Source organism: Amycolatopsis sp. NPDC005961 (genome assembly GCF_040629235.1).
Classification (GTDB): domain Bacteria; phylum Actinomycetota; class Actinomycetes; order Mycobacteriales; family Pseudonocardiaceae; genus Amycolatopsis; species Amycolatopsis camponoti.
In genome coordinates, this window is the sequence record NZ_JBEXVF010000032.1 from 76,305 (window position 1) to 100,403 (window position 24,099).

Below are 24,099 nucleotides of genomic sequence, written 5' to 3' on the forward strand. Positions count from 1 at the left end.
CCGGGACGCTCCCGGCCGGCCTTCCGTGTTCGGTGACCATCCGGGTGTACGCCGTCAACCGGTCGGGGCACGGGAGCGCACTCTGCGAGATGCTCCCGTGCGCCGGCAGAGAGGACTCTGTGACAACAAGTGCACGAAGAGCAACAAAGTGGACGCGGAAGCGATCGTGCTCGCGAGTGGCCACGATCACCAGCGATATGAAGGGATCAGCAAGTGACTGCCCTTGATGAAACACCGACGAAGGCCGGGAGGCGGGCGTGGCTCGGGCTGGCCGTGCTGGCTCTGCCCACTTTCATCGTGGCCATCGACCTTTTCGTCCTGCTGCTCGCCCTGCCGAATCTGGCATCCGATTTGCACGCGGGCGCGAACCAGCAGCTGTGGATCACCGACATCTACGGCTTCGTGCTGGCCGGGTTCCTCGTCACGATGGGCACGCTCGGCGACCGCATCGGCCGTCGCAAGCTGCTGATCATCGGGTCACTGGCGTTCGGCATCGGGTCGGTCGCGTGCGCGTACGCGCCCAACCCGGAGACCCTGATCGTGGCGCGGGCGGTGCTGGGCATCGCCGGTGCGACGCTGATGCCGTCGACGATGGCGCTGATCGCCACCCTGTTCCCGAACCCGAAGCAGATGGCGACCGCGTTCGGCATCTGGGCGGCGACCTTCACCCTCGGCGCGATCTTCGGCCCGGTGATCGGCGGGGTCATGCTGGCCCACTTCTGGTGGGGTTCGGTGTTCCTGCTCGGCGTGCCGATCATGCTGGTGCTGGTGGTCGTCGGTCCGAAGCTGCTGCCCGAGTTCAAGAACCCGGCGGCCGGCAAGATCGATCCGACCAGTGTGGTGCTCTCCCTGCTCGCGTTGCTGCCGACGATTTACGGCATCAAGGAGCTGGCCAAGGAAGGCATCGAGCTGGTCCCCGCCGCGTCGCTGGTGATCGGCATCGGGTTCGGCGTCGCGTTCGTCCGCAGGCAGAACCGCATCGAGAGCCCGCTGCTGGACATGAGCCTGCTCCGCAACCGCACCATCGGCGGCAGCATCGTGGGCATGCTCTGCTACACCAGCTTCGGTGGCGGCCTGCTGATGCTGATGCTGCTGTACTTCCAGCTGGTCGGTGGCCTTTCGTCGGTCCAGGCCGGCGCGGCGCTGGTGCCCGGCATGGTCACCGGTGCGATCGGCTTCCAGGTGATGCCCAAGCTGGCCGCGCGTTTCCGGCCCTCCTACGTGATGGCGGGCGGCATGATCGCCGCGGCCATGGCGTTCGTCACCATGACCCAGATCGATGCCGATTCCGGGAACTGGCCCCTGATCATCGCGTTCGCGGCGTCGTCGCTGGTCGGTGTGGCGATGCCGGGGCTCGGCGCCAACCTGATCGTCGGGTCGGCGCCGCCGGAGCAGGCCGGGTCGGCGGGTTCCCTCGCCCAGATGGCCAACGAGTTCGGGTCGACGCTGGGCTTGGCCATCTACGGCACCATCGGCGCCGCGGTCTACCGGGCCGTGGTCGAGCTGCCCCCCGGCCTGCCGGCCGGTACGGCCGCCGAGGCCGGCGACAGCATCTCCGGAGCGGCCGCGTCGACTGCCGGGCTCTCCCCGGAGGCGGCCGGCGCACTGATGGCTCCGGCCAGGGAGGCGTTCGTGAGCGGGCTGAACACGGTGGCCTCCATCGGCATCGTCGTGCTCGTCGCGGCCGCGGCCTTCGTCGGTATCCGGATGCGGCACGTGCCTCCGTTCGGTCAGGCGGAGGCCGCCCCGGCCGAGTCCTGACCGTTCTCCGAACAGCGGCGGCGGGTTGCCACAGCGGCAGCCCGCCGCCGCTGTCGTGCGTTGCCGATGGCGGCGCGGCGGTTCCGCACTGCGCGAGACGCGGCCCGCAGTGGGCTGGAGTGACGATGTAGCGGTGAGTCCGTCGGCTCCGTTCCTCGAGTCACTGTCTCATCAGGACGGTTGACGCCATCGGCAGAACAGTTGGAGGAAGTGCATGAGCAGCGACATCGCGCGGAAGGTCGAGGAGATCTGGCGGGCTGCGCTCACCGTGCCGAACGGCCAGGAGGACGCCACCTTCTTCGAGTTGGGCGGCGAGTCCATCTCCGCGGTCCGGATCGTCTCCCGGATCGAGGAGGAGCTCGGCGTCTGGATCGACGTCGGCGACCTGTTCGAGGACGACCCGAACCTCGCGACGCTCGTCCGGAGCGTGACCGCCAAGGCCGAGGACGCATCCGCGGCCTGACCGCGACTCGCCCCGAGCTGACGGCCGGAGCGTGCGGACCAACGCGGTGAGCTCCGGCTGCATCGCGACGCAGAAAGGAAACACGATGAACTCGCAAGCTCGGGTCCGCGCGGTCGTACTCGGTGGCAGCATCGCCGGCACGCTCGTGGCGCGCGTTCTGGCCGAGTCCTATCAGGACGTCGTGGTCGTCGACCGGGACAAGGTGCTCGACGTGCGGGTGGCCCGCAAGGGGGCGCCGCACGCCCACCACGCCCACGGTCTGCACGCCAGGGGCCACCTGATCCTCGAGGACCTGTTCCCCGGCCTCACCGACGAGATCGTGGCGGCCGGCGCGTTCACCACCGACCTCGGCAGGATCAGGTGGATCTTCAACGGCAGGCGGTTGCAACCGACCGACACCGGGCTCGTGACGGTGGCCCCGTCCCGGCCGGTGCTCGAGAACCACGTGCGGAACCGGGTCTCCGCGCTGCCGAACGTCACCTACCTCGAGGAGCACGACATCCTCCGGCTGGTGACCACCGGCGACCACCGGCGGGTCACCGGTGTCGTGGTGCGCCGGCAGACGGACGACGCCGAGGTCGTGCTCGACGCGGACGTGGTCGTCGACACCACCGGCCGCGGCTCGCGCACCCCGGCCTGGCTCGATGAACTCGGCTACGAACGCCCGGAGGAGGAGCGGGTCAAGGTCGGCCTCGCCTACACCACGCGCCACTACCGCGTCGGTCCCGAGCCGTTCGACGGCGCGCAGTCGATCGTCCCGGTGGCCTCGCCGGCACATCCCCGCGGCGCTTTCTTCGGCCAGCTCGGCGGTGGTGTCTGCGTCCTGTCGCTGACCGGGATCCTCGGCGACCACCCGCCGACCGACCCGGAGGGCTTCCTGGAGTTCGCGCGCACGCTGCCGGTGCCCGACGTGTACGACGCGGTGCGGGACGCGCCCGCGCTGGAGGATCCGGTGAGCTTCCGGTTCCCGGCGAGCGTGCGCCGCCGCTACGAGCGGCTGACGCGGTTCCCGGACGGCCTGCTGGTCCTCGGCGACGCGTTCTGCAGCTTCAACCCGGTATACGGTCAGGGCATGACGGTCGCCGCGCTCGAGGTGCTCGCGCTGCGGGAGCTGCTGCGTGCCGGCGACGTCGCGCCGCTGCCGTTCTTCGCCGCCATCTCGAAGGTCATCAACGCGCCGTGGGACATCTCCGTCGGCGGCGACCTGGCCTACCCCGGCGTCGAGGGACCCCGGCCCGTCAAGGTGAAGGTCGCCAACGCCTACATGGCACGGCTGCAGTACGCGGCGACCCAGGACCCGAAGGTGACCGAGGCGTTCATGCGGGTGGCCGGCCTGATCGACCCGCCGGAGGCGTTGTTCAAGCCGGGGACCGTCCGGCGGGTGCTGCGCCACGCGTTCCGCACTCCCGAGCCCGGCCCGTCCTGGCTCGACACCGCGCCGCCGGCCGGCGCCCCGCCAAGGGATCTGCCGGAAGCCGCGTGAACCAACCACACGAAGGCCGGGTCACCTCGATCGAGGTGACCCGGCCTTCGGGTGTGGTGGGGAGCCGGCTCAGTATTCGATGACGGCGCGGAAGCGCACTTCGCCCTTGCCGACCTTCTCGACGGCCTCGGCGATGTCCTCCTTGGCGAAGGTCTCCACGAGCGGGGTGACCTTGCCGGCGGCGGCGATGTCGAGCGCCTCCCGCAGGAACTCGGGGCCGTTGTGCGTCGCGCCGAGCACCTTTTGGTCCATCGCGAAGAACGGATGAGCCGCCGCGCTGGGAATGCCGAACGCGTTCTGCCCGTCGATGCCGGCGAGCACGAGCCTGCCGCCGACCCGGAGCCCGGCGAGCGACTCGGCCGCGGCGACGTGGGACGGGTTCGTGGCGATGATGACGTCGGCCCCGCCCGCCTCACGCAGCTGCCGGCCGTCGGCGACGACCAGGTCCGCGCCGAGCTCGCGGGCGAGGTCGTGCTTGTCCGGCGACGTCGTGATCGCGACGGTCTCGAAGCCGCACGCCTTCGCGTACTGCACGGCGAGGTGGCCGAGCGCGCCGATGCCGGCCACGGCGATCCGCTCGTGCGGCTTCACCTCGGCCGCACGGATGGCCGACCAGCTGGTGTAGCCGGCACAGAGCACCGGCGCGGCCAGCACGTCGCTCAGGGCGTCCGGGATGCGGACGGTCTGGTCCGCGGCCACGACCATGTACTCGGCCTGGCCGCCCTGGACGGTGAAGCCGGTCGAGACGGGCGCGGCGCACAGGAGCGCGGCCGTGCCGCTCACCGGCCGGCCGAGCCGGCAGTAGTCGCACCGTCCGCAGGTGCCCCGGATCCAGGTGACGCCCACGCGGTCGCCGACCGCGCGGGACGTGACGCCCGCGCCGGTCTCCACGACCTCGCCGACCGGTTCGTGGCCGGGGATGGCGGGGGAGATGGCCGGGAACGGGATGTACCCCTTGGAGGCGGCGATGTCGTTGCCGCACAACCCGGACGCCCGCACCCTGATCAGCACCTCGCCGGGACCCGGCGTCGGTGTCGGCACGTCCTGGATCACCCACCCGGCGTTCACTTCCGGAATGACCGTTGCCTTCATCCGACCTCCTAGTCCGAGAATCCGGGAGCAGACCGACACGGCGTCCCGGCCGCCTGGTGGTGCGGGGGTCTTTCGACACGCGAGCCCGTCAGGCGACGCACCCATCATCACCACGCCGGGTGCGCGGGTGGGTCTTCCCCCGTGCGGACTCGGGCACGGTCCAGGGGCGCTCCAGCGCGAGCGGGGAACTGTCGGCCACGTAGCACGCTGGAAGAGGTCGGCGGGCAAAGCCGCGAGGAAGAATGCACAGGACACCGAATGTTGTCGGTCGTGTGCGCATTTCACACAACGCCGGATTCGTGGGCGGGTGATTACCCAACCGGGTGCCGGCGGATCACCAGCGTAACACAGTTCAGCAGCGCGTGACAATGCGGCGACCGACAGTTCGTTTCGGACTCGAACCACAACGGGCGGTCGGGCACACGTCGGGGGTGTGACGGTTCGTCCGGTAGCGAGAAATGGAGACACGCCAAATGGACAGAACGACAAAGGGTGACGCGGGGCCGTTACACCCCGAATCCCGGCCGGCGCAGCTGCGGTCGCTGACGGGCATGCGATTCTTCGCCGCGTTCATGGTCTTCGGCTTCCACACCGCGTTCATCGGCATGTACCCCGGTGTGCAGGAGACGATGAACAAGGTCCTGTGGCAGGCGGGCTTCCTCGGCGTGGGCTTCTTCTTCGTGTTGAGCGGTTTCGTGCTGGCCTGGTCTTCCCGGCCGTCCGACACGACGCGCGCCTTCTGGCGCCGGCGGGCGTTCAAGATCTTCCCGAACCATCTGACGACCTTCATCGCCGCGGCCCTGCTGCTGGCGCTTGTGGACGGCATGGTCCTCAACGGACGGGACGCGGTCCTCAACATCTTCCTGCTCCAGTCGTGGGCGCCGGACATGAACATCCGGGGCAACTACAACGGCGTGGCGTGGTCGCTGTCCTGTGAGCTGCTGTTCTACCTCTCCTTCCCGCTCGTGATGCGGTGGATCAACAAGATCCGGCCGTCGCGGCTGTGGACCTGGGTAGGCGGCCTGGTGGTGGTCATCTTCACGATCCCGTTCCTGACCATGCTGTTCCCGTCGGCGCCGCTGATGACCTTCTCCGACGTGACCGATCTGGAGATGTGGAGCATCTACCAGGCTCCGCTGCCGCGCATGCTGGACTTCACCGTCGGCATCCTGCTGGCCCGCATCGTGCTGACCGGGCAACGGCTTCCGCTCGGCCGGGCCGGCGCGGCCGTGCTGGTCGTCATCGCCTACGTCGCGTCGCAGTTCGTGCCGCACACCTTCGGGCTGGTGGCGCTGATGGTCGTGCCGCTCGGACTGCTCATCGCCGCGACGGCCAAGGCGGACGCGGAGGGCAGGAAGAGCTGGCTCGGCAGCAAGCCGATGGTCTGGCTCGGCGACGTGTCGTTCGCCTTCTACATGTGGCACAGCCTGCTGCTGTGGTACGGCTACATGACGGTGTTCGGCCCGGCCACGACCCTCGGCGGCGCGCTCGCCGAGATGGCGGCGATCTTCGCGGTCACGCTGTTCGTCGCGTGGCTGCAGTACTCGCTGATCGAGCACCCGATCATGCGGCGCTTCTCGGTGTCCAAACGCGACAAGGAGAAGAAGGCGAAGGAGCTGGCGGCCACCGTCATCCCGATCAAGCCCTCGGACGACGACCGGGCCGCCGCATAGCCCGTCCGGAGGAGGAGCCCCTGCCGGCCGACCGGCAGGGGCTTCGCCACGACGCCGCACGCTGGAAGAGACGACCGGCAACCGGGGAGATGCGGCCGGTGCCGGGCGGATGTGATGATCCCGGACAGGAGTTGATGCGCCCGCGCGTGGACGGATTCGGCACTGTACTGCCCCTCGAGAAAAGGATCGCGCAGCGATGACAGTATCGGCGATTAACCCTGCCAACGGATATCCGCTGCCGCCGGAACCCGATCTCACACCGGCGGACGTGATCGCGCGCGCAGAGGCGATCGCCCCGACGCTGGTCCCGCGGCAGGCCGAGGTCGAGGACCGGACCTACTACGCGGAGGACGTCCACGAGGCCTTCTCGAAGGCCGGCTTCTACCGGATCCTGGTGCCCCGCAGGTACGGCGGCTACGAGTTCGGCGTCGACACGTTCTTCCGGGTCGTGCGGACGCTCGCGCGGGGCTGCCCGTCGACCGGGTGGATGTACTGCCTCGGCGCGGTGCACGCGGTGTTCGCCGCGACCGTGTTCCCGGAGCGGGTGCAGGAAACGATCTTTTCCGGTGGAGATTTCATCGCGCCGTCGACGGTGCTGCCGTGCGGCACCGCGGAGCGCCACCCCGACGGCGGCTGGATCGTCAACGGCACGTGGGGCTACTGCTCCGGCGCGCCGTACGCCACCCACTTCATCGGCCACACGCTGGTCACGCCGGAGGAGGGCGACGAGCCGGAGGTGCTGCTGTTCGTCGTGTCGAGCGACCAGTTCCGCCGGCTCGACGACTGGGGCCGCCAGCTCGGCCTCAAGGGCAGTGGGTCGCACAGCCTCGTGATCGACAACGCGCACGTGCCCGACGACCAGACGCTGCCGACGCACCAGAGCCAGTACCGGGTCACCCAGGACACGCCCGGCGTGCGGCTGCACATCAACCCGCAGTACGGCGGCGGCCCGGTCAGCTTCGCCTTCCTCGAGGCGGCCTGCCTCGCGGTCGGCATCGCCAAGGGCGCGCTGGACGAGTACGAGCACCTGATGCGCACCCGCACCACCATGTTCCCGCCGATCGTCAGCCGTGCCGAGGACCCGGACTTCCAGCGCTGGTACGGAGAGGCCACCGGCAAGCTGGCGACCGCGGAGGCCGCCGTCGCCGGGACGGTGGCCCGGTGGCAGGACCTGTGCGCGGAGGGACCGCAGGCGTTCACCGCCGAGCAGGACTGGCGCATCGCCACCATGTGCCGCGAGGTGATCCGCCTGAGCTGGGCCGCGGTCGAGCAGTACGTGTTCCCGACCGCCGGTTCGAGCTCGGTGAGCAAGGGGCAGCGCATCGAACGGGTGTGGCGCGACCTGTCCACGCTGCAAAGCCACGCCGGCATCGCCGTCGCGATGAACACGATGGCCAACCGTGAACTCGCCAAGGCGCGGTTCGGCATCGAAGATCACCACTGACTCGCGGGTCCATCGCGCCGGGAAACCGCAAATCCGGAGACGCACCGCCGGCCCGTTCGGGAGACGCTCGAACCGAAGACCCACGGATGCCGGCCGAGCCTCGCGCGACCAGGTGTTCGTTCTCGTCCGCTTCCGTTGCTTGGAGGATAACTTGGCTACCACGATCCCCGCGCGCGAGGAACTCGTGCGCAAGGCGTCGGATCTGATTCCGCTCCTGCGTAAGCACGCGTCCTGGGCCGAGGAGAACCGCAGGCTGCACGACGAGTCCATCGAGGCGCTCGCCGACGCCGGGGTGTTCAAGTTCCGTCGCCCCAAGCACTACGGCGGGTACGAAGTGGACAGCCAGACGTTGTTCGAGGTCGGCACCGCGCTCGGCCAGGGGTGCGGCTCCACCTCGTGGGTGGCGTCGGTGTACTGGATCCCGACCTGGATGGCCTGCCAGTTCCCCGACGAGGTGCAGGACGAGGTGTTCTCGACGCCGGACGTGCGGGTGTGCGGCACCCTCAGCCCGTCGGCGATGGCCAAGCCGGTCGACGGCGGCATCCTCGTGAACGGCAAGTGGGGTTTCATCAGCGGCGCGCACCACGCCCAGTGGCAGGAGATCATCGCCGTCCTGGTCCCGCCGGACGGCGAGCCGTACCCGGTGATGGCGCTCGTGCCGCTGTCGGACCTGCTGGTCATCGACGACTGGCACACGTCGGGCCTGCGGGCCACCGGCAGTGTCAGCACAGTGGCGCGGGACCTGTTCATCCCGGCCGAGCGCGTCCTGCCGCTGCCGGCCGTGCTGCAGGGCCAGATCGCCTCCAAGCGCAACGCGTCGTCGCCGGTCTACCGCGCGCCGCTGTTGCCGGTGGCTTCCGCGGCGTCGGTCGGCACGCTGGTCGGCATGGCCAAGGGCGCCCAGCACGCGTTCATGAGCCGGATGGTGGAGCGCAAGATCACCTACACCGCCTACGAGAGCCAGCGCGACGCGCCGATCACCCACTTCCAGGTGGCCGAGGCGGCGAACAAGACCGACGAGGCGGAGTTCCACGCGCAGCGCCTCGCGAAGCTGGTCGACACCAAGGCGGAAGAGGGCACCGAGTGGAAGCTCGAGGAGCGCGCCAGGTCGCGTGCCGACGTGGGCGCCACCGTCCGGCTGGCCAAGGAGGCGATCGACATCTACGCCACGGCGAGTGGCGGTTCCTCCATCTACAGCGGGATCCCGATCCAGCGGATCAACCGGGACATCCAGGCGGTCAACCAGCACGCGCTCATGCACCCGAACACCAACGCCGAGCTCTACGGCCGGGTGCTGTGCGGGCTCGAACCCAACACCCTCTACATCTGATCCGGTTCTTCGACCACCAGAGAGGAATTCCAGTATGACCACCGATTCGGACGCAGCCGCGATCGCTGCGCTGACCCAGCGCATGGTGGCCGGGTGGGCCTACGGGGAGGCGGACACGATCGCCGGCCTGTTCGTCGAGGACGGCACCCTGATCCTGCCCGGCGTGTTCTGCAACGGCAAGGAGGAGGTCCGCTCCTACTTCGCCGACGCGTTCGAGGGCCGCTACAAGGGCACCCAGGTCGTTGGCAAGCCGATCAGCATTCGGGTGCTCGGGCCGGACGTCGCGATCCTGCTGAGCCACGGCGGTGTGCTGGCGGCAGGCGAGACCGAGGTCTCGGAAAGCAGCGCGATCAGGGCGTCCTGGCTGGTCGTCAGGCACGACGGTGAGTGGCGGCTCGCCGCGTACCAGAACAGCCCGCGCCACGACGCGAGCGCGACACGCGGGGGCGCCGCCGACCGCGCCGCCTGACTCCGAAAGCGAGCACGGGGCCGTTGTCCGCCTGAGCGGACAGCGGCCCCGTTCGTCATGTGCCGGCCGTGCTCTTCGACGGGGGTGCCGCGGACCGGCTTGGCCGCAATCTTCGATCGCTCCGCTGCCGCCGGAGCCGACGGGTCAGGCGGCGGTCACCTCTTCCAGCCGCCCGGCGAGGAACGCGCGTTCCGCATCGTTGCCGGCCAGTTCCAGAGCCGTGCGGTACGCGGCTGCCGCTTCGGAGGGGCGACCCAGCCGCCGCAGCAGGTCGGCCTTCGCCGCGGCCAGGTAGTGGTAGCCGTCGAGCCTGCCGTCATCCTCCAGGGCCCGCACCTCGCGCAGCGCTGCCTCCGGACCGTCCACCATGGACACCGCGATGGCGCGGTTGAGGGCCACTACCGGAGACGGCGACACCTTCAGCAGCTCGTCGTAGAGCACCACGACCTGCGCCCAGTCGGTCTCGGCGTAGCTCGGCGCCCGCGCGTGCAAGGACGCGATGGCCGCCTGCAGCACGAACTTCCCCGGCCGGCCCGCGCGCATCGCGTCGAGGACCAGCCGGTGGCCCTCGGTGATGGCGACCCGGTCCCACCGCGACCGGTCCTGCTCGTCCAGCAGCAGGATCCGGCCACGGGCGTCGGTGCGGGTGGCACGCCGGGCGTCGGTGACCAGCAGCAGCGCGAGCAGTCCCCAGACCTGTCGTTCGTCCGGCATCAAGTCGCGCAGGAGCCGGGCGAGGCCCAGCGCGCGGTCGACGAGGTCGTCGCGCACCAGCGCGTCCCCGGACGGCGCGGTGTGCCCGGTGGTGAACAGGAGGTGGATGACGGTGAGCACCGCGTCCAGCCGGTCCGGCAGCTCGCTCGCCGCCGGGAGCCGGTGGGGAACACCCGCGGCGGAGATCTTCTTCTTCGCCGACGCGATCCGGGCGGCCATCGTCGCGTCCGGCACGAGGAACGCGCGCGCGATGTCGCCGGTACCGACTCCGCACACCAGCCGCAGCGTCAGCGCGATCTGTTCCTCGCGCGGTAGTTCGGGGTCGCAGCAGGTGAAGATGAGCCGTAGCCGGTCGGCGGGGGTCGGGTCGCCCGCCGCGAGGTCGTCCAGGTCGTCCATCTCGGTCACGTCCTTCCTCCCGCACACACTCCTCGGCGAGGCCGGGGTTTGTTCACGCTAGCGCGCTGCCGGCGCCGGAGCGGGAAACCGCGCACGCCGGGAGAAGACGCCGTCGGACCCGGCCGGCCCATCGACGTCGGGTTCGGCCCTGGTGACGACGCGCTGTACCTGCCCGGCTTCGGGACGTTCGAAATGTCCGAAACGGCCCAGCGTCTCCCGGGCAACCGGCACGCTGCGAAGGCGGGAGTCCTGGTCGGACAGTCCACACAGGACTTCACTGGGCCGGGCGGCGCCGCACTGCGCAAGAAGCCAGTCGCTCCGGCCCGAAGCTACGGTGGTGTGCACGCGGTGCCCGGGCCGGGCACCGCCGGGGTCCGAAGTGGACTCCCCGTGGGGGAGCTGGGGTTACTGGCCGGCGCGCGACAGTGGTCGCCGCGCGCCCGGCTGGGTTGGAGACCATTGTGCCGTACTCGCGTTCGCTGCTCGGCTGTTTGGCCGACTTCGCCCGCAACCGGCCGGAGTCGACCGCGCTGGTGATGGGCGGCGACCGGGTGTCGTACGCCGAACTGTGCGCCATGACGATGTCGGCCTACAACGGGCTCGCGGCGCTGCAGCTGCCGCCCGGCGCCCGCGTCGCGCTGCACGCCGCGAAGACACCGCGCACCGTCGCGCTGATCGTCGCCTGCCTGCTGGCACGCCGCCCGTTCATGCTGCCGTCGGTCGAACTCGGCGCGACAGCGCTGGAAGAGCTGCTGGAGAAGGCCGGCTGCACCGATGTCCTGACCGCCGAACCCGGCGCGGGCGTCGGCGGCAGGCGGATCCACAAGATCGACACCACCGCGGTCGCGCCGGACGGCGACCTGGCCGGCCTCGACGGCATCACGGGCCCCGACGTCAGCCCGGACGCCACCTCGTTCATCTTCACGACCTCCGGGTCCACCGGCCTGCCCAAGGTGGTGCCGCTGAGCTTCCAGGCCGTCGAGCGCTTCACCGAGTGGGCGGTCACGAAGTTCCGGCTGCGGCCCGGCACCGCGGTGCTCAACTACGCGCCGTTCAACTTCGACCTGTGCCTGCTCGACATCCGCGCCACCTTCAAGGCCGGCGGCACGACGGTCCTGGTCGACCCGGAGAAGGCGACCAACGGCAAGCACCTCGCCGAGGTCATCCGCACGGAGTCCGTCGAGGTCGTGCAGTCGGTCCCGATGCTCTACCGCCTGCTGGCCGACGCCCACGACGGGCAGCCGTTCGACTCGGTGAAGCACGTGATCGTCACCGGCGACAAGATGCCGGCGAAGCTGCTGCCCGAGCTGCCGCGGCTGTTCCCGAACGCGCGCTTCCACAACATCTACGGTGCCACCGAGACCAACGACAGCTTCATCCACGAGATCACCGGCTTCGAGGGCGAGGGCCTGCTGCCGATCGGCCGCCCGCTGCCCGGCGTCGACGCGCTCGTGCTGGACGCCGCGGGCGAGGTCGTCGACGGCCCGGCCACCGGCGAGCTGCTCGTGTCGACGCCGTTCCAGACCGCCGGCTACGCGGTCGGCGGCGGAGCGGACAAGTTCGTCGAACGGGACAACGGGCGCGTCTACTTCCGCTCCGGCGACCTCGTCGCGCGGGACGCCGACGGCGTGTTCACCCTCGTCGGGCGCACCGACTCCCAGGTGAAGGTCCGCGGGGTGCGGGTGAACCTAGAGGAGATCGAGCAGGTCCTGCTCGGCCACGAGCGGATCGCCGGCGCGGCCGTCGTGGCGGTGCCCGACGACGTGGCGGGGCTGGTCATCCACGCGGTCGTCCGCCGCGACACGACCGAGCCGCTGGGCGTGCTCGCGCTGCGGCAGTTCTGCCGCGAGCGGCTGGCGCGGGCCGCGCTGCCCACCACGATCCGCGTGGTCGACGACCCGCTGCCGACGACGTCGACGGGCAAGACCGACCGCAAAGCCGTCATCCGAGACCTGTTGAACGGGAGCTGACATGAGTTATGCCGAGCAGATCAAGCAGTACGTCCTCGACGAGTTCCTCCCCGGCGTCGGCCCGGAGGAGCTGGAGGACGACTACGACCTGCGTGCCAACGGCGTGATCGACAGCCTGGGACTGCTGCGCGTGGTCACCTGGCTGGAGAGCACGTTCGAGATCCCGATGGAGGAGGTCGAGATCGTCGAGCAGGACTTCACCTCCATCACCTCGATCTCCCGGTTCGCCGAGCTGCACTCGGCGTCGGGCTCGTCCGGTGCGGACTACCTGGGAAAGGCGGCCTGACAAAGTGATCATCCGCAAACTTTCGGAAGTCGAAGGCGTCGAGTGGGGCAACGGCCTGAGCCACCGGTTCCTGACGCTGCGGGACGGCATGGGCTACACGGTCACCCACACGATCGTCCGCGCCGGCACCGACTCCGCGCTGGAGTACAAGAACCACCTGGAAGCGTGCTACTGCATCGCCGGCAGCGGCAAGGTCATCGACTCCGCGGGTGACGAGCACGTCATCGAGGTCGGCACGATCTACGCCCTCGACAAGCACGACCCGCACCACCTGATCGCGTCGCCGCACGAGGACATGGTGCTGGTCTGCATGTTCACGCCGGCCCTCATCGGCGACGAGTCGCACAACCTCGACGACGAGTTTTCCAACTACTGAGCCGGAGCTCCCCCGATGCAGCAGTGGACCGACAAGCAGCAGGAGCTGCGGGACGGCTACACCGAGGTCTTCCAGGCCTGGGGCGCCGACCACCTCCGGCGCGACCGCGAAGCCGAGTTCGCCGGCGAGCTGTGGCCGGAGATCGGTGCGACGGGCCTGTTCGGCCTGCCGTTCGGCACCGAGCACGGTGGCGGTGGGCACGACCTGCCGACCACCATGCACGTGCTGGAAGGGCTCGGCTACCACTGCCGCGACGGCGGGCTGAACTTCTCGATCTCGACGCAGCTGGTCAGCACCGGCGTGCCGATCCAGCGCTTCGGGAGCCAGGAGGTCAAGGACCGGTTCCTGCCGCGGGTCGTCGACGGCTCGGTGATCTGCGCCCACGCGATCACCGAGCCGCACGGCGGGTCCGACGCGGCCGCCATGCAGACCACGGCGGAGCGGCGCGGCGACGACTACGTCATCAACGGCCGGAAGTTCTTCATCACCAACGGCCCGGCCGCCGACGTCGTCCTGGTCTACGCCCGGACCTCGCCCGGCACCGGCCCGCTCGGCATCAGCGTGTTCGCCGTCGAGAAGGGCACGCCCGGCTTCGAGGCCGGGCCGCCGATCGACAAGATGGGCCTGCGCACGTCGCCACTGGGGAACCTGACGTTCACCGACTGCGTGGTGCCCGCGGCGAACATGGTCGGCCGGCGGGGCAAGGGCTTCCTGCTGCTCGACTACGTGATGAAGTGGGAGGTGCTCCTGTCCTTCGCGATCAGCCTGGGCGCGATGGAGTACCGCCTGGGCCAGAGCATCGACTACGCGAAGAGCCGCAAGCAGTTCGGGGCGCCGATCGCGTCCTGCCAGCTGATCGCGGAAAAGATCGTGCAGATGAAGATGGACCTGGAGACCACCCGCAACTGGTTCTACGACACCGCGAAGCGGTTCGAAGCCGGCGAGGACGTGATGGTCGACGTGGCCATGGCGAAGGTCCTCGCGAGCGAGGCCAACGTCCGGTCCGCGACCAACGCCGTGCAGATCTTCGGCGGCCGGGGCTACCTCAGCGAGTTCGGGATCGAGAAGGAGCTGCGCGACGCCACCGGCGGCACGATCTACTCCGGCACGTCGGAGGTCCAGCGGGACAAGGTCGCCAGAATGCTCGGAGTGCGCTGACAGGCGCCGGAACCGGAAGAAGGACGAAATGGCGGCCGAGACGCCTCCGCAAGACCTGCTCGGGGTCACCCCGTTCCTCGACTACGACCACCCGGTGGTCCAGGAGTTCGTCGGGCAGGCGCTCGACGGCTCCGAGCAGACCCCCACCGACAAGGCGGTCGCGCTCTACTACGCGGTCCGCGACAAGCTGCACTACGAGGTCTACGGCGCGGCGCTGAGCCGCGACGGCCTCAAGGCCAGCTCGATCATCAGCCGCGGCCGCGGGTTCTGCGTGCACAAGTCCATTGTGTACGCCGCGGTGTGCCGCGCGGCGGGCGTGCCGAGCCGGATCGCGCTCACCGACGTCCGCAACCACCTCGCGTCGCCGCGGCTGCGCGAGCTCGTCGGCGGCGACGTGTTCCGCTTCCACGCGCTGAACTCCGTGTACCTGGACGGCAAGTGGGTCCGCGCGACGCCGGTGTTCACCAAGCTGCTGTGCCGGCTCTACGGCATCACGCCGCTCGAGTTCGACGGCACGTCCGACAGCATGTCGCACCCGTACGACAGCAAGGGCCGCAGGTACATGGAGTTCCTCCACGACTACGGCGACTTCGACGACTTCCCGTACGAGCTCGTGGTCGAGGGCATCCGCTCGGCGCACCCGGCGCTGTTCGCGAGCCGCTACGAGACGGCGGGCGGCTCGCTCGTCGCCGAGGCGGCCGACGAGACCGGCGAGACGGGGCTCAAGGCCGCGTAACCGGTCGAGCACAGCGGGAGATGCGGTTCGCCGTCGCGCGGGAGGACGGTGGACCGCGGCGAGGGGGGTTCGTCACCGGTCGGGCCACCTCATGGCCACGGTGGCCTGCCGTCGGCCGGATCGGTGACCGGGAGAGGGGCAGTGATGGTGGATCTGGCGCCCGGTTTCGTCCGGAGCCGGTGGCAGCGGTCGGTGCTGGGGCGGTTCCCGGGCCTGGGCAAGCTCACGGTGAGCAGCCTGCTCTCGGAGACCGCCGACGAGTTCGCCTCCGTCGCCCTGATCTGGATCGTGCTGGTGGAGACCGGTTCCCCGGGGCTCGCCGGGCTCGCGGTGCTCTTCCGCCGCTTCCCGGAGATCGTCTCGGGGCCCCTGCTCGGCGCGTGGTTCGACCGCTGGTCCCCGGTGCGGCTGACCGCGATCGGCTTCGCCGTGCGCGGGATCGCGATCGGCGGGATCGCGCTGCTGTCGGTCGTCGGCACGTTCAGCATCCCGGTGGTGCTGGGGCTGTGCCTGGTCATGGGCGTCACGAACCCGCTGGCCAAGGTCGGCACCCGCGTCATCACGCCGCTGCTCATCCCGCGCCGCGAGCTGCAGGTGGCCAACGGCGTCCTGACCATCGGCGACCAGTTCCCCTACCTCGTCGGCCCGGTCCTCGGCGGCTCGCTGGCGGGCTTCATCGGGATCTGGTCGCTGTTCATCCCGGCGATCATGTGCCTGGTCGCGACGGCGCTGGTGCTCGGTGTGCGGGTGAACCCGGGTGTCGCGGTTCCCCCGGCGTCGCCGTCGCCGTCGCCGAAGAAGAACAGCTTCGTCGCCGGGTTCGGTCCGCTGATCACCGTGCCGGTGGTCCGCGCGATGATGATCCTGACGGTCATCTACTTCCTGTCCTACGGCCCGCTGCTGACCGCGATCCCGGTGTTCTCCGAGCAGAACCTCGGCGCCGGCGGCGCGGGCTACGGCGCGATGTGGTCGGCGATGGGCGTCGGCGCGCTGCTCGGCCTGGTGATGGTGCCGCGGCTGGCCCGGTTCCGCCCGGCGGTGGTCAACGCGGTCGGCGCGACGGTGTGGGGGCTCATCCTCCTGCCGCTGGTCTTCGTGCACGCGCTGCCGCTGGCCCTGGTCATCATGTTCGTCGGCGGGTTCGTCTGGGCGCCGTACGCGTCCACCGAGATCAGCGTCATCCAGAACGCGGTCACGGCCGAGCAGCACGGCGCGGTGTTCGGCGCCCGCCGTTCGGTGATCGTCGCGTCGTCCCCGACGGGCGCCGCGCTCGGTGGCCTGCTGCTGGAGCACTTCAGCGGGTCCCAGGTGGTCGCGCTGTCGGGCGTCGCGTGCGTCCTCGGCGGCGCGTTGTGCCTGTGCCTGCCGTCGGTCCGCGCGGAGAAGCCGGTGGAGCCCGAGCCGGTGCCGTCGTCGCAAGTCGAGCCCGAACCCGAACCGGTCTGAGTCCCCAGGAGTGACCAGCGAAATGGCGCCACGCATCCTGCTCATCGGCGGCAACCCCAAGCACTTCCACGCGGCGAAGGCGGCCGGCCTGGAGGTCGTGTACTGCCAGAACCCGGACGAGTTCAAGCCGGAGTACGGCCCGCTGGTGGTGGGCGCGCTCCTGGTGGACTACACGGACTGGGAGACGTTCCGCCCGCTCGTCGAGGCGGCGCACCGCGCGTGGGGCTTCACGACGGTGGTGTCGCTGACCGAGCCGGGCCTCGACCCGGCCGGCCGCGTCCGCGACCTGCTCGGCCTCGGCGGGCCGTCGTACGAGGTGAGCCACCGGTTCACCGACAAGTACGTGATGCGCCGCAGGCTGGCCGAGGTGGCCCACCCGGACGTCCCGGCGATCGGCGCGGAGGTCCTGACGGACAGCGCGAGCCTGACGGCGTTCGGCGACCGGTACGGGTACCCGTTCATCGTGAAGCCGGGAGCGGGCACGGCGAGCTTCGGCGTCCACCGCGTGGACGGCCCGGACGAGGCCGACTCGGTGTTCTCGGCCATCTCGCGGGAGCGGGACGTGGGCGATCACCCGTTCCTCGGCCAGTACGACCTCGACGAGTACGTGATGGAGGAGTACATCGACGGGACGCTGTACAGCGCGGAGGCGTTCTCGTTCGCGGGCAGGCACACGGTGCTGGCGATCACCGAAGCGGTCACGCTGCCGGGGACGGTCGTGCACGCGGGCCACGCGGTCCCGGCCCGCCTCGACGCCGCCGCGGTGGCATCGGTGGAGCGGATGATCCCGGCGTTCCTCGACGCGCTGGGGTATGCGGACGGCCCGAGCCACACGGAGTTCAAGTTCAGCCCCCGCGGCCCGGTGGTGATCGAGTCCCAGAACCGCATCGGCGGAGCGTTGATCAACGAGATGGTGTTCGCGGTCCACGGGGTCGACATGCACGACCTGACGATGAAGTGGCCCCACGGCTCGGTGTCCCCGATCGTGGCCGCCCCCTCGGCGTCGGGCGCGGCGGCAAGCTGGCTGGCGGTGGCGGAGCCGGGCGAGATCCTGGAGATCGCCGGTGTGGACGGGGTTTCGGCAGACCCGGCAACATTGGCGATCGACCTGGGCGGAGCGGCACCGGGGGACGTGGTCCGTTCGCTGGACGGGTCATGGGACGGCTTGGGCCACGTAGCGGTCCGAGCCCCCGACACGACGGCGGCGATCGAGTTCAGCCAGGCGAAGGTGGCGGACATCAAGGTCCGCACGAAGCCGGTGGAGTCCTAGGGTTTCGTGGCGAGTGAGAGCCCCGGTGCCGGTCGGCGCACCGGGGCTTTCGCATGCCTGCCCCGCCGCCGCCGCCGGCTGGTCTGGTTTGGCCCGGCCCGGAACTCGCCATCGCGGTCTTTCGCGGCGAGTCGGCTTCGGCTGGGTTCGGATCCTGTTGCCGCGCGGCTGCGTGGGTGAGACGGCTGTGCCCGGGTTCGGGACCCTGTTGTCGCGCGGCTGCGGGGTGAGACGGCTTCGGCCGGGTTCGGAACCCTTTGCCGCGCGGGTGCGTGGCTGAGACGGCTGCGCCCGGTTCGGATCCTGGCGCTGCGGCTGTGCGGGTGAGTCAGCTGGGCCCGGATTCGGATCGTGTTGCTGCGCGGCTCTGCGGGTGAGCCAGCTGCGTCCGGGTTCGGAACCTGTTGCCGCGCGGGGCGTGCACGCGGAAACGGGCCCGCCCCTGGCTGGGACGGGCCCGTTCTCACGCGCGCCGGGTCACGGGACTCCGACCACGCCCGTGCAGTAGTCCTCGATGTACGCCCGCTTGGCCGCTTCGCCGCGGTCCGTGCGCAGGAACCGGGCCCACGCGCGGCGCTCGTGGGCGGTCGTGTCCAGCTCGACCACGTTCTGCGTCGCCCGGAACGCACCCGGCTTGGCCGGGTAGCGCTTGAACTCGTCGCCGTCGAGGAAGAAGATCCCCGTCCACAGCTCGTCCTTGCGCCACAGACCCACGATCAGGTAGTAGCCGCCGTCGTGGTGGAGCTGCGCGTAGCCGAGTTCGTTCTCGAACTGCAGCTCGCCCGACTCCGCCTGGTCGCGCAGGTACTGGCGCGCCTGCTCGCTGATCGCCGGCGCGGCGTCCTCGCCGGCTTCGCGGACGTCGTACCACTTCAGGTACGCGCCCGGCAGCCGGAGGTCTTCGCCCGGGTAAATGCGCTTGTCGACGTGCACCCATTCCGCCGGGATGTCCGCCAGCTCGCTGAGTTCCGTGATCGCCTTGGTCACCTGGTCACCACCTCACCTTTGTAGAGCCCGTTCTGTTCGTACTCGCGCAGCTGCTTGTAGTCCGACTCGACCTGCTCCGGGTCGTCCGCCTCGAGGTATACGTAGCCCACCGACGTGGCGAGGTCGACCGTCCGCCGCACCGGCCCGCCGGCCGGCGTCGTCAGCACCAGGTCGACGAACGACGGCAGCGCGCGCACCGCCGCGAACCCGGCCTCGTCCGGCACCACGCCGTCGGTCGGGCTGATCAGCGTGACGTAGCGCAGGAACGACCGCGGCCGGTACGTCGGCAGCCGCCGTTGCGTGACCTCTTCGGGCCGCGCCACCGCGAGCGCCAGGCATTCGACCTGGTTGGTGCCGATGCACCGCGAGATCACCGCCGGCTGGTGCGACCCGCCCATCCGCGCCCCGGACTCGACCAGCACCGGCCCGGCCGGGGTGAGCATCACTTCGGTGTGCCCGGCGCCGTTGCGGAGCTCGAGCGCGTCCAGGACGTCCAGCGTGTAGCCGGCCAGTTCCGCCACGCGCGGCTCCGAGAGCGGCACCGGCTGTTCGTAGTCGTACATCCAGTGCCCGCCGTCGAGGGCCCGCTTGTGGTAGCGCCACACCTCGACGACGTGGTGCACCCCGTCCCGGCTCACCGTGTTGACGAAGTACTCGTCGCCGTGCAGGTATTCCTGCGCCAGCACGGTTTCGTTGCGCGAGCCGTACCGGGTGGTGCCGGCCATGATCGCGTCGTGCCCGGCACGCACCTCGCCGGCCGACCCGCAGATCCGGACGTTGTCGGTGCCGGCGCTGGCCAGCGGCTTCAGCACGACCGGCCAGCTGCCCAGCGCTTCCGACCAGGCGACGACCTCGTCCGCGGACGGCGACGAGAACGACGCGGCCGTCGCCAGGCCGGCCTCGCGCACCGCGGTCACCATCTCGAACTTGTCGCGTCGCGCCCGCGGCCGGACCATCCCGTTGCCGGGGGTGCCGAGCGCCGCCGACAGCTCGTCGGCGAGCAGCACCCCGGACTCGGTCCCGGCCACGACGAACCCGACATCGAGGCGCCGCAAGGCATCCGCGGTCGCGGCGACGTCGCCCTGGTGCCGGACGTCGGCCTCGGTGGACCCGCGCAGGTGCACGTCCGGCGCTTCCGACCGGACGCGCACCGTCTCCAGCCCGTGCGCGGCCAGGGCCGCGGGCAGGTGCGCCGCGATGCCGTCCGCGTCGACGACGGCCACCCTCACGCGCCGGCTCCGTCCAGCCTCGGGATCGACGCGGCCGCGAGGTCGAGCGCCTCCTCGTTGACGACGTCGTCCTCGAGCGTGCCGGCGAAGTACTTGTCGTAGGCCACGAGGTCGAAGTGCCCGTGCCCGGACAGTCCGAAGAGGATGGTCTTGCCGACGCCTTCGGCCTTGCACTTCAGGGCTTCGTCGATCGCGCCGCGGATCGCGTGGGTCGACTCCGGCGCCGGCAGGATCCCTTCGGTGCGGGCGAACTGCACGCCTGCTTCGAAGCACCCGGTCTGCCCGACGGCGATCGGCTCGATCAGCTTGTCCTCGACCGCGCGGCTGACCAGCGGGCCGATGCCGTGCGCGCGCAGACCGCCGGCGTGCACGGGCGGCGGCATGAACTCGTGGCCGAGGGTGTGCATCCGGAACAGCGGCCCGAGCCGGCCGGTGTCGGCGTAATCGTAGGCGATGCTCCCGCGGGTGAGCGTCGGGCAGGCGGCCGGCTCGACGGCCAGCACCCGCACCGCGGGCCCGCCGCGCAGCTGCGCGCCGATGAACGGGAAGGTCAGCCCGGCGAGGTTGCTGCCGCCGCCGGAGCAGCCGACGATGATGTCCGGGTAGTCCCCGGCCAGCTCCATCTGCAGCAGGGCTTCCTGCCCGATGACGGTCTGGTGCAGCAGCACGTGGTTCGCGGCGCTGCCGAGCACGTAGCCCAGCGACGGGTCGGTGGCCGCCGTCTCCAGCGCCTCCGAGGTGGCGATGCCGAGGCTGCCGGGGGAGTCGGGGTGCTTGGCCAGGATCGCCCGGCCCACCGCGGTTTCCGGGCTCGGGCTGGGGACGCACTCCGCGCCGTAGGACTCCATCAGCGCCCGCCGGTACGGCTTCTGCTGGAAGCTGACCTTGACCATGAACACCTTGGCGGTCAGCCCGAAGAGCGCGGCCGACAGGGCCGTCGCGCTGCCCCACTGCCCGGCGCCGGTCTCGGTGATCAGCCCGGTCTTGCCGGCCTGCTTGTTGTAGTACGCCTGCGGGATCCCGGTGTTCGGCTTGTGGCTCCCGGACGGCGCGACGCCTTCGTACTTGTAGTAGATCTTGGCCGGGGTGCCGAGGGCCTGCTCGAGCCGCCGCGCGCGGTAGAGCGGGCTGGGCCGCCACTGGCCGTAGAGCTGACGCACCGGCTCGGGGATCTCGATGTCCCGCTCGGTGCTCAGCTCCTGGTCGATGATGGGCTCCGGCATCGTCGCGCCCATCTCGTCGCGAGTCAGCGGAGCCCCGGTCGCCGGGTTGAGCGCGGGCGCCAGCGGAGCGCCGGGCAGGTCGGCGGCAATGTTGTACCAGGTGCTCGGAATCTGGGACTCGTCGAGCTGGAACTTCGTTCTCTCCATCGCGGAGCCTCTCGTGTTGTGCGGTACCGGATCCGGCGCACACCGGCACCGCCGGCACGCCCCGATGCTGCCGTTCCCGCCCGCCGGCGCACATCTTCCGGAGTGCGCGCTGTGCGCCACCCGCACCAGTGGCGCGCTAATTCGGGATATAGCCGAGAAATCGCGAGGGGAATTCCGGTGGGAAACGCAACGTCGGCCGACGACACCGTCATCGAGTTCGACAAGGTCGGCTTCGGCCCACCGCTGGTACTGGTGACCGACCTGCCCGGCCACGACTTCACGGCGTACCACTACGACCGCCGCGGCCGCGGCGGCAGCACCGACACCCGGCCCTACGCGGTGGGGCGCGAGCTTGAGGACCTGGCCGCCCCGATCGCCGACGCCGGTGGCGAGGCCCACCTGTTGGGCAGGTCGGCTGGCACGGTCCTCGCCTTGGACGCCGCCGCTCGCGCGTCCTGGTCCTCGACGGCGGCGCGAGCCCGGCGTCGTTCGGCCACGCGGCCCAGGCCGAAGCCTTGCCCAACGCGCGGCGCCGCACGCTGCCCGACCAGGAGCAAGCCGTCGCGCCGGACACCCTGACTGCCGTTCTACCTGGACTGAGGGGCGGCGGGTCCCTGCGGGGTCACGCGGCGTCCGATGTGGAGAGCGGCCCTTCCGTGGCCGGCCCGCGCGCCTCCGGTGCCGGCGCACGCCCGGCCAGGTACCGCAGCTTGGTCAGGTGCCGCTGGACGAGCCCCGCACGCCGCGCTTCGTCCAGGGCGGTGCGCGTGACGCGGTTGGCTCGCCGCCGCCGGTGCCGGCCGCCGGGCTCTTCGGTGTGCACGGTGGTGTTGCCTCCTTCGTTGTCGGTGCCGGTTCGCTCGATCGGGTAGGCGTGTCGATCGCCGTCGTACCGAGGGTGTGATCGCTGGGTGTGACGGTTCGGTTGCGGGCAAGCGCAAACAGAGCCCTCGCCGCGCGAGGTAACAAGGTTGTCTCGGACGGTGCCGTTGGGCCACCTGGCCGCTCGCACGGTGCGACTTACGGACTCGTGCGGCGCGGGGAGCGTGGTCGCGACCGTCCACAGTGGGGGCACGTCGGCGGTGCCGGGGCAGTGCCCCGATGCGCGGCCGGGCACGTGGCCAGGGTGCGTCGTGCGCATGCCGCGCACGACGTCTTCCCTGGTGGCGCCCCCGGCAGGACTCGAACCTGCGACCTAGAGATTAGAAGGCTCTTGCTCTATCCAGCTGAGCTACGAGGGCCCGCGCCGACGGCTGCTGCCGGTAACCCGGCACTGGCAGCTTAGTCGTCGCCATCCTCTCGATCGTTCGACACCGGCGAATCGTTTCAGGTCTCGTTCGACGGAATTCGGAAGTTCGGTGGAAGCGCCGTCGTGACCGGGACGGCGACAGTGGTGCAGACCTCCTCTGTGTCGGGTGTGGTGCTGAGGGTGACCGAACGGGCTTCCCGGCGGGCTGCGAACCTGTAATCTGGCGATCAGAAGGCTCTTGCTGTGTCCAGCCAGACCACGCTCGCCCGCACCAACCCGCGGCCGGGCAGGCAGCGCCGCGAGCGTCCGCACGCCGCTGCCTGACGGCCGCGGCGGGCGGCGCGGTGGTCGCCTCACCTGCGGAGGTGAGGTCTTGGGGACGCCCTGTCGATGGTTGGGTCGGTTGTTGACGACCTTGGGTCGGGTTCGTGGGCGTTCTGGTCGATTTGTCCGAACAGTCGGGGATGGGTTGTCGTCGTTGGCGGCGCCGCGGTGGGTTGTGGTGGCTGGCGTCGTGACGCCGGTCGCGCGTTGGTGCTCGCCTGGGGGTGGGTGGTGGTCGGCAAGCGGTCGCGGCTGCCGACGCGGCTGATGTGGCGGTTGCCGGTGTGGGGTCCGCCCAGGCAGGCCGAGAAGCCCAGCTGAGCGGCTTCCTGGCCGACTAAGGCCAACCGGCCCGGGGGCAGGCCCGCGAAGGCCAACCCAGGCCCTCTAGGCCTGCCAGGCCCGCGAAGGTCGACCCAGGTCGGCTACCAACCCGGGCTCGCCGGGCCCGCCAAACCGATCCATGGCCGCAGGCTGGTTAAGGCCGCAGAGGCTGACCAAGGCCCGCTGTGGCCGACCCTGGCCCGCGCTATGGCCAACCTCGGGCCCGTAAGCCCGCGAAGGCCGTCCCAGACCCGCCGAGGGCCAATCCCGGCCCGCCGTTGCCGACCGAGGGCTGGCAAGGCGGACCCGGGCCCGCCGAAGCCAAACCACGGCCCGCGAAGGCCCACGGAGGCTCGCGAGGGCGAACCAAGCCAACCCGAGCCAACCAGGGCCAACCCAACCAAGGCTGACCAAGCCAACGAGGCCCGGCCCGCCCGGCGGCCGCCGCCGGATCTGGTGTGGGAAGCCCGTGGGCGCGCCCCGCCGCTGGGGTCGCCACGGGGAAGGTCCCCGAGCGCCGGATCCATGCTGACCACCATGCCGCCG

21 protein-coding genes and 1 tRNA gene are annotated in these 24,099 nt (G+C 70.6%); 15 read left to right on the forward strand and 7 right to left on the reverse strand.

Going from position 1 to position 24,099, the window contains the following annotated elements:
- Window positions 1-213: 213 nt before the first annotated feature.
- From ABZ342_RS26660 to ABZ342_RS26670, 3 genes are all read left to right on the forward strand, one after another.
- Entirely contained in the window at window positions 214-1,761 is a 1,548-nt protein-coding gene (locus ABZ342_RS26660; RefSeq protein WP_360478234.1) for an MFS transporter, read from the forward strand.
- A 214-nt stretch (window positions 1,762-1,975) separates the two neighbouring features.
- The gene (locus ABZ342_RS26665) at window positions 1,976-2,224 is read left to right on the forward strand and encodes a phosphopantetheine-binding protein (RefSeq protein WP_360478237.1); all 249 of its coding nucleotides are present in this window, start codon (window positions 1,976-1,978) and stop codon (window positions 2,222-2,224) included.
- Window positions 2,225-2,309: 85 nt separating this feature from the next.
- Window positions 2,310-3,707: an FAD-binding monooxygenase gene (locus ABZ342_RS26670; RefSeq protein ID WP_360478239.1), complete on the forward strand. Its 1,398-nt coding sequence runs from the start codon at window positions 2,310-2,312 to the stop codon at window positions 3,705-3,707.
- Window positions 3,708-3,776: 69 nt separating this feature from the next.
- Here ABZ342_RS26670 and ABZ342_RS26675 read toward each other — a convergent pair whose 3' ends face one another.
- Window positions 3,777-4,799, reverse strand: coding sequence for an alcohol dehydrogenase catalytic domain-containing protein (locus ABZ342_RS26675; protein ID WP_360478242.1), 1,023 nt, complete (start codon window positions 4,797-4,799; stop codon window positions 3,777-3,779).
- A gap of 473 nt (window positions 4,800-5,272) precedes the next feature.
- Between ABZ342_RS26675 and ABZ342_RS26680 the strand changes: the two genes are divergently transcribed.
- From ABZ342_RS26680 to ABZ342_RS26695, 4 genes are all read left to right on the forward strand, one after another.
- Entirely contained in the window at window positions 5,273-6,472 is a 1,200-nt protein-coding gene (locus tag ABZ342_RS26680) for an acyltransferase (RefSeq protein WP_360478245.1), read from the forward strand.
- A 268-nt stretch (window positions 6,473-6,740) separates the two neighbouring features.
- The gene (locus ABZ342_RS26685) at window positions 6,741-7,916 is read left to right on the forward strand and encodes an acyl-CoA dehydrogenase family protein (protein WP_360478248.1); all 1,176 of its coding nucleotides are present in this window, start codon (window positions 6,741-6,743) and stop codon (window positions 7,914-7,916) included.
- Window positions 7,917-8,067: 151 nt separating this feature from the next.
- On the forward strand, window positions 8,068-9,246 hold the full coding sequence (locus ABZ342_RS26690) for an acyl-CoA dehydrogenase family protein (RefSeq protein ID WP_360478251.1): 1,179 nt from the start codon (window positions 8,068-8,070) through the stop codon (window positions 9,244-9,246).
- 34 nt (window positions 9,247-9,280) lie between these two features.
- Window positions 9,281-9,715 carry an SgcJ/EcaC family oxidoreductase gene (locus tag ABZ342_RS26695; RefSeq protein WP_360478254.1) on the forward strand — a complete coding sequence of 145 codons (435 nt, stop codon included), beginning with the start codon at window positions 9,281-9,283 and terminating at the stop codon, window positions 9,713-9,715.
- Window positions 9,716-9,859: 144 nt separating this feature from the next.
- Here ABZ342_RS26695 and ABZ342_RS26700 read toward each other — a convergent pair whose 3' ends face one another.
- On the reverse strand, window positions 9,860-10,828 hold the full coding sequence (locus ABZ342_RS26700; RefSeq protein WP_360478286.1) for a DUF6596 domain-containing protein: 969 nt from the start codon (window positions 10,826-10,828) through the stop codon (window positions 9,860-9,862).
- A gap of 461 nt (window positions 10,829-11,289) precedes the next feature.
- Here ABZ342_RS26700 and ABZ342_RS26705 point away from each other — a divergent pair, with 461 nt between their 5' ends.
- The 7 genes from ABZ342_RS26705 (at window position 11,290) to ABZ342_RS26735 (ending at window position 18,070) form a co-directional block, all read left to right on the forward strand.
- Window positions 11,290-12,798, forward strand: a complete 1,509-nt coding sequence (locus ABZ342_RS26705) for an AMP-binding protein (RefSeq protein ID WP_360478257.1) — start codon at window positions 11,290-11,292, stop codon at window positions 12,796-12,798.
- A 1-nt stretch (window position 12,799) separates the two neighbouring features.
- A complete protein-coding gene (locus tag ABZ342_RS26710; protein ID WP_360478260.1) occupies window positions 12,800-13,084 on the forward strand; it encodes an acyl carrier protein in 285 nt (94 codons plus the stop codon).
- A 4-nt stretch (window positions 13,085-13,088) separates the two neighbouring features.
- Window positions 13,089-13,460, forward strand: coding sequence for an ectoine synthase (locus ABZ342_RS26715; RefSeq protein ID WP_086671488.1), 372 nt, complete (start codon window positions 13,089-13,091; stop codon window positions 13,458-13,460).
- A 15-nt stretch (window positions 13,461-13,475) separates the two neighbouring features.
- Entirely contained in the window at window positions 13,476-14,618 is a 1,143-nt protein-coding gene (locus tag ABZ342_RS26720) for an acyl-CoA dehydrogenase family protein (RefSeq protein WP_360478264.1), read from the forward strand.
- A gap of 28 nt (window positions 14,619-14,646) precedes the next feature.
- Complete coding sequence (locus tag ABZ342_RS26725) at window positions 14,647-15,354, forward strand: transglutaminase-like domain-containing protein (protein ID WP_360478267.1); 708 nt, start codon at window positions 14,647-14,649, stop codon at window positions 15,352-15,354.
- Between the two features lie 144 nt (window positions 15,355-15,498).
- The gene (locus ABZ342_RS26730; protein ID WP_360478270.1) at window positions 15,499-16,800 is read left to right on the forward strand and encodes an MFS transporter; all 1,302 of its coding nucleotides are present in this window, start codon (window positions 15,499-15,501) and stop codon (window positions 16,798-16,800) included.
- A 22-nt stretch (window positions 16,801-16,822) separates the two neighbouring features.
- Window positions 16,823-18,070, forward strand: a complete 1,248-nt coding sequence (locus tag ABZ342_RS26735; RefSeq protein WP_360478273.1) for an ATP-grasp domain-containing protein — start codon at window positions 16,823-16,825, stop codon at window positions 18,068-18,070.
- Between the two features lie 477 nt (window positions 18,071-18,547).
- On the opposite strand, the gene ABZ342_RS26740 is transcribed toward ABZ342_RS26735, so the two are convergent.
- Genes ABZ342_RS26740 through ABZ342_RS26750 form a run of 3 tightly spaced genes read right to left on the reverse strand, consistent with a single transcriptional unit; the run spans window position 18,548 to window position 21,656 of the window.
- Window positions 18,548-19,057, reverse strand: coding sequence for a hypothetical protein (locus tag ABZ342_RS26740; RefSeq protein ID WP_155545542.1), 510 nt, complete (start codon window positions 19,055-19,057; stop codon window positions 18,548-18,550).
- Window positions 19,054-20,286, reverse strand: coding sequence for an ATP-grasp domain-containing protein (locus ABZ342_RS26745; protein WP_360478276.1), 1,233 nt, complete (start codon window positions 20,284-20,286; stop codon window positions 19,054-19,056). The genes ABZ342_RS26740 and ABZ342_RS26745 overlap by 4 nt, the downstream gene beginning before the upstream one ends.
- A complete protein-coding gene (locus ABZ342_RS26750; RefSeq protein WP_155545543.1) occupies window positions 20,283-21,656 on the reverse strand; it encodes a TrpB-like pyridoxal phosphate-dependent enzyme in 1,374 nt (457 codons plus the stop codon). Before ABZ342_RS26750 ends, ABZ342_RS26745 begins: the two co-directional genes overlap by 4 nt.
- A 177-nt stretch (window positions 21,657-21,833) precedes the next feature.
- Here ABZ342_RS26750 and ABZ342_RS26755 point away from each other — a divergent pair, with 177 nt between their 5' ends.
- A complete protein-coding gene (locus ABZ342_RS26755) occupies window positions 21,834-22,235 on the forward strand; it encodes an alpha/beta hydrolase (protein WP_360478279.1) in 402 nt (133 codons plus the stop codon).
- A 43-nt stretch (window positions 22,236-22,278) separates the two neighbouring features.
- On the opposite strand, the gene ABZ342_RS26760 is transcribed toward ABZ342_RS26755, so the two are convergent.
- Both ABZ342_RS26760 and ABZ342_RS26765 read right to left on the reverse strand, forming a co-directional pair.
- Window positions 22,279-22,479: a hypothetical protein gene (locus ABZ342_RS26760; protein ID WP_155545545.1), complete on the reverse strand. Its 201-nt coding sequence runs from the start codon at window positions 22,477-22,479 to the stop codon at window positions 22,279-22,281.
- A 341-nt stretch (window positions 22,480-22,820) separates the two neighbouring features.
- Window positions 22,821-22,897 (reverse strand) — tRNA-Arg (locus ABZ342_RS26765).
- Window positions 22,898-24,099 lie beyond the last annotated feature (1,202 nt).

Coding starts and splice junctions, on each gene's coding strand:
- ABZ342_RS26665 (WP_360478237.1), top strand. CDS start 1,976: ATGAGCAGCGACATCGCGCGGAAGGTCGAGGAGATCTGGCGGGCTGCG.
- ABZ342_RS26670 (WP_360478239.1), top strand. CDS start 2,310: ATGAACTCGCAAGCTCGGGTCCGCGCGGTCGTACTCGGTGGCAGCATC.
- ABZ342_RS26675 (WP_360478242.1), bottom strand. CDS start 4,799: ATGAAGGCAACGGTCATTCCGGAAGTGAACGCCGGGTGGGTGATCCAG.
- ABZ342_RS26680 (WP_360478245.1), top strand. CDS start 5,273: ATGGACAGAACGACAAAGGGTGACGCGGGGCCGTTACACCCCGAATCC.
- ABZ342_RS26695 (WP_360478254.1), top strand. CDS start 9,281: ATGACCACCGATTCGGACGCAGCCGCGATCGCTGCGCTGACCCAGCGC.
- ABZ342_RS26700 (WP_360478286.1), bottom strand. CDS start 10,828: ATGGACGACCTGGACGACCTCGCGGCGGGCGACCCGACCCCCGCCGAC.
- ABZ342_RS26710 (WP_360478260.1), top strand. CDS start 12,800: ATGAGTTATGCCGAGCAGATCAAGCAGTACGTCCTCGACGAGTTCCTC.
- ABZ342_RS26720 (WP_360478264.1), top strand. CDS start 13,476: ATGCAGCAGTGGACCGACAAGCAGCAGGAGCTGCGGGACGGCTACACC.
- ABZ342_RS26725 (WP_360478267.1), top strand. CDS start 14,647: ATGGCGGCCGAGACGCCTCCGCAAGACCTGCTCGGGGTCACCCCGTTC.
- ABZ342_RS26730 (WP_360478270.1), top strand. CDS start 15,499: ATGGTGGATCTGGCGCCCGGTTTCGTCCGGAGCCGGTGGCAGCGGTCG.
- ABZ342_RS26735 (WP_360478273.1), top strand. CDS start 16,823: ATGGCGCCACGCATCCTGCTCATCGGCGGCAACCCCAAGCACTTCCAC.
- ABZ342_RS26750 (WP_155545543.1), bottom strand. CDS start 21,656: ATGGAGAGAACGAAGTTCCAGCTCGACGAGTCCCAGATTCCGAGCACC.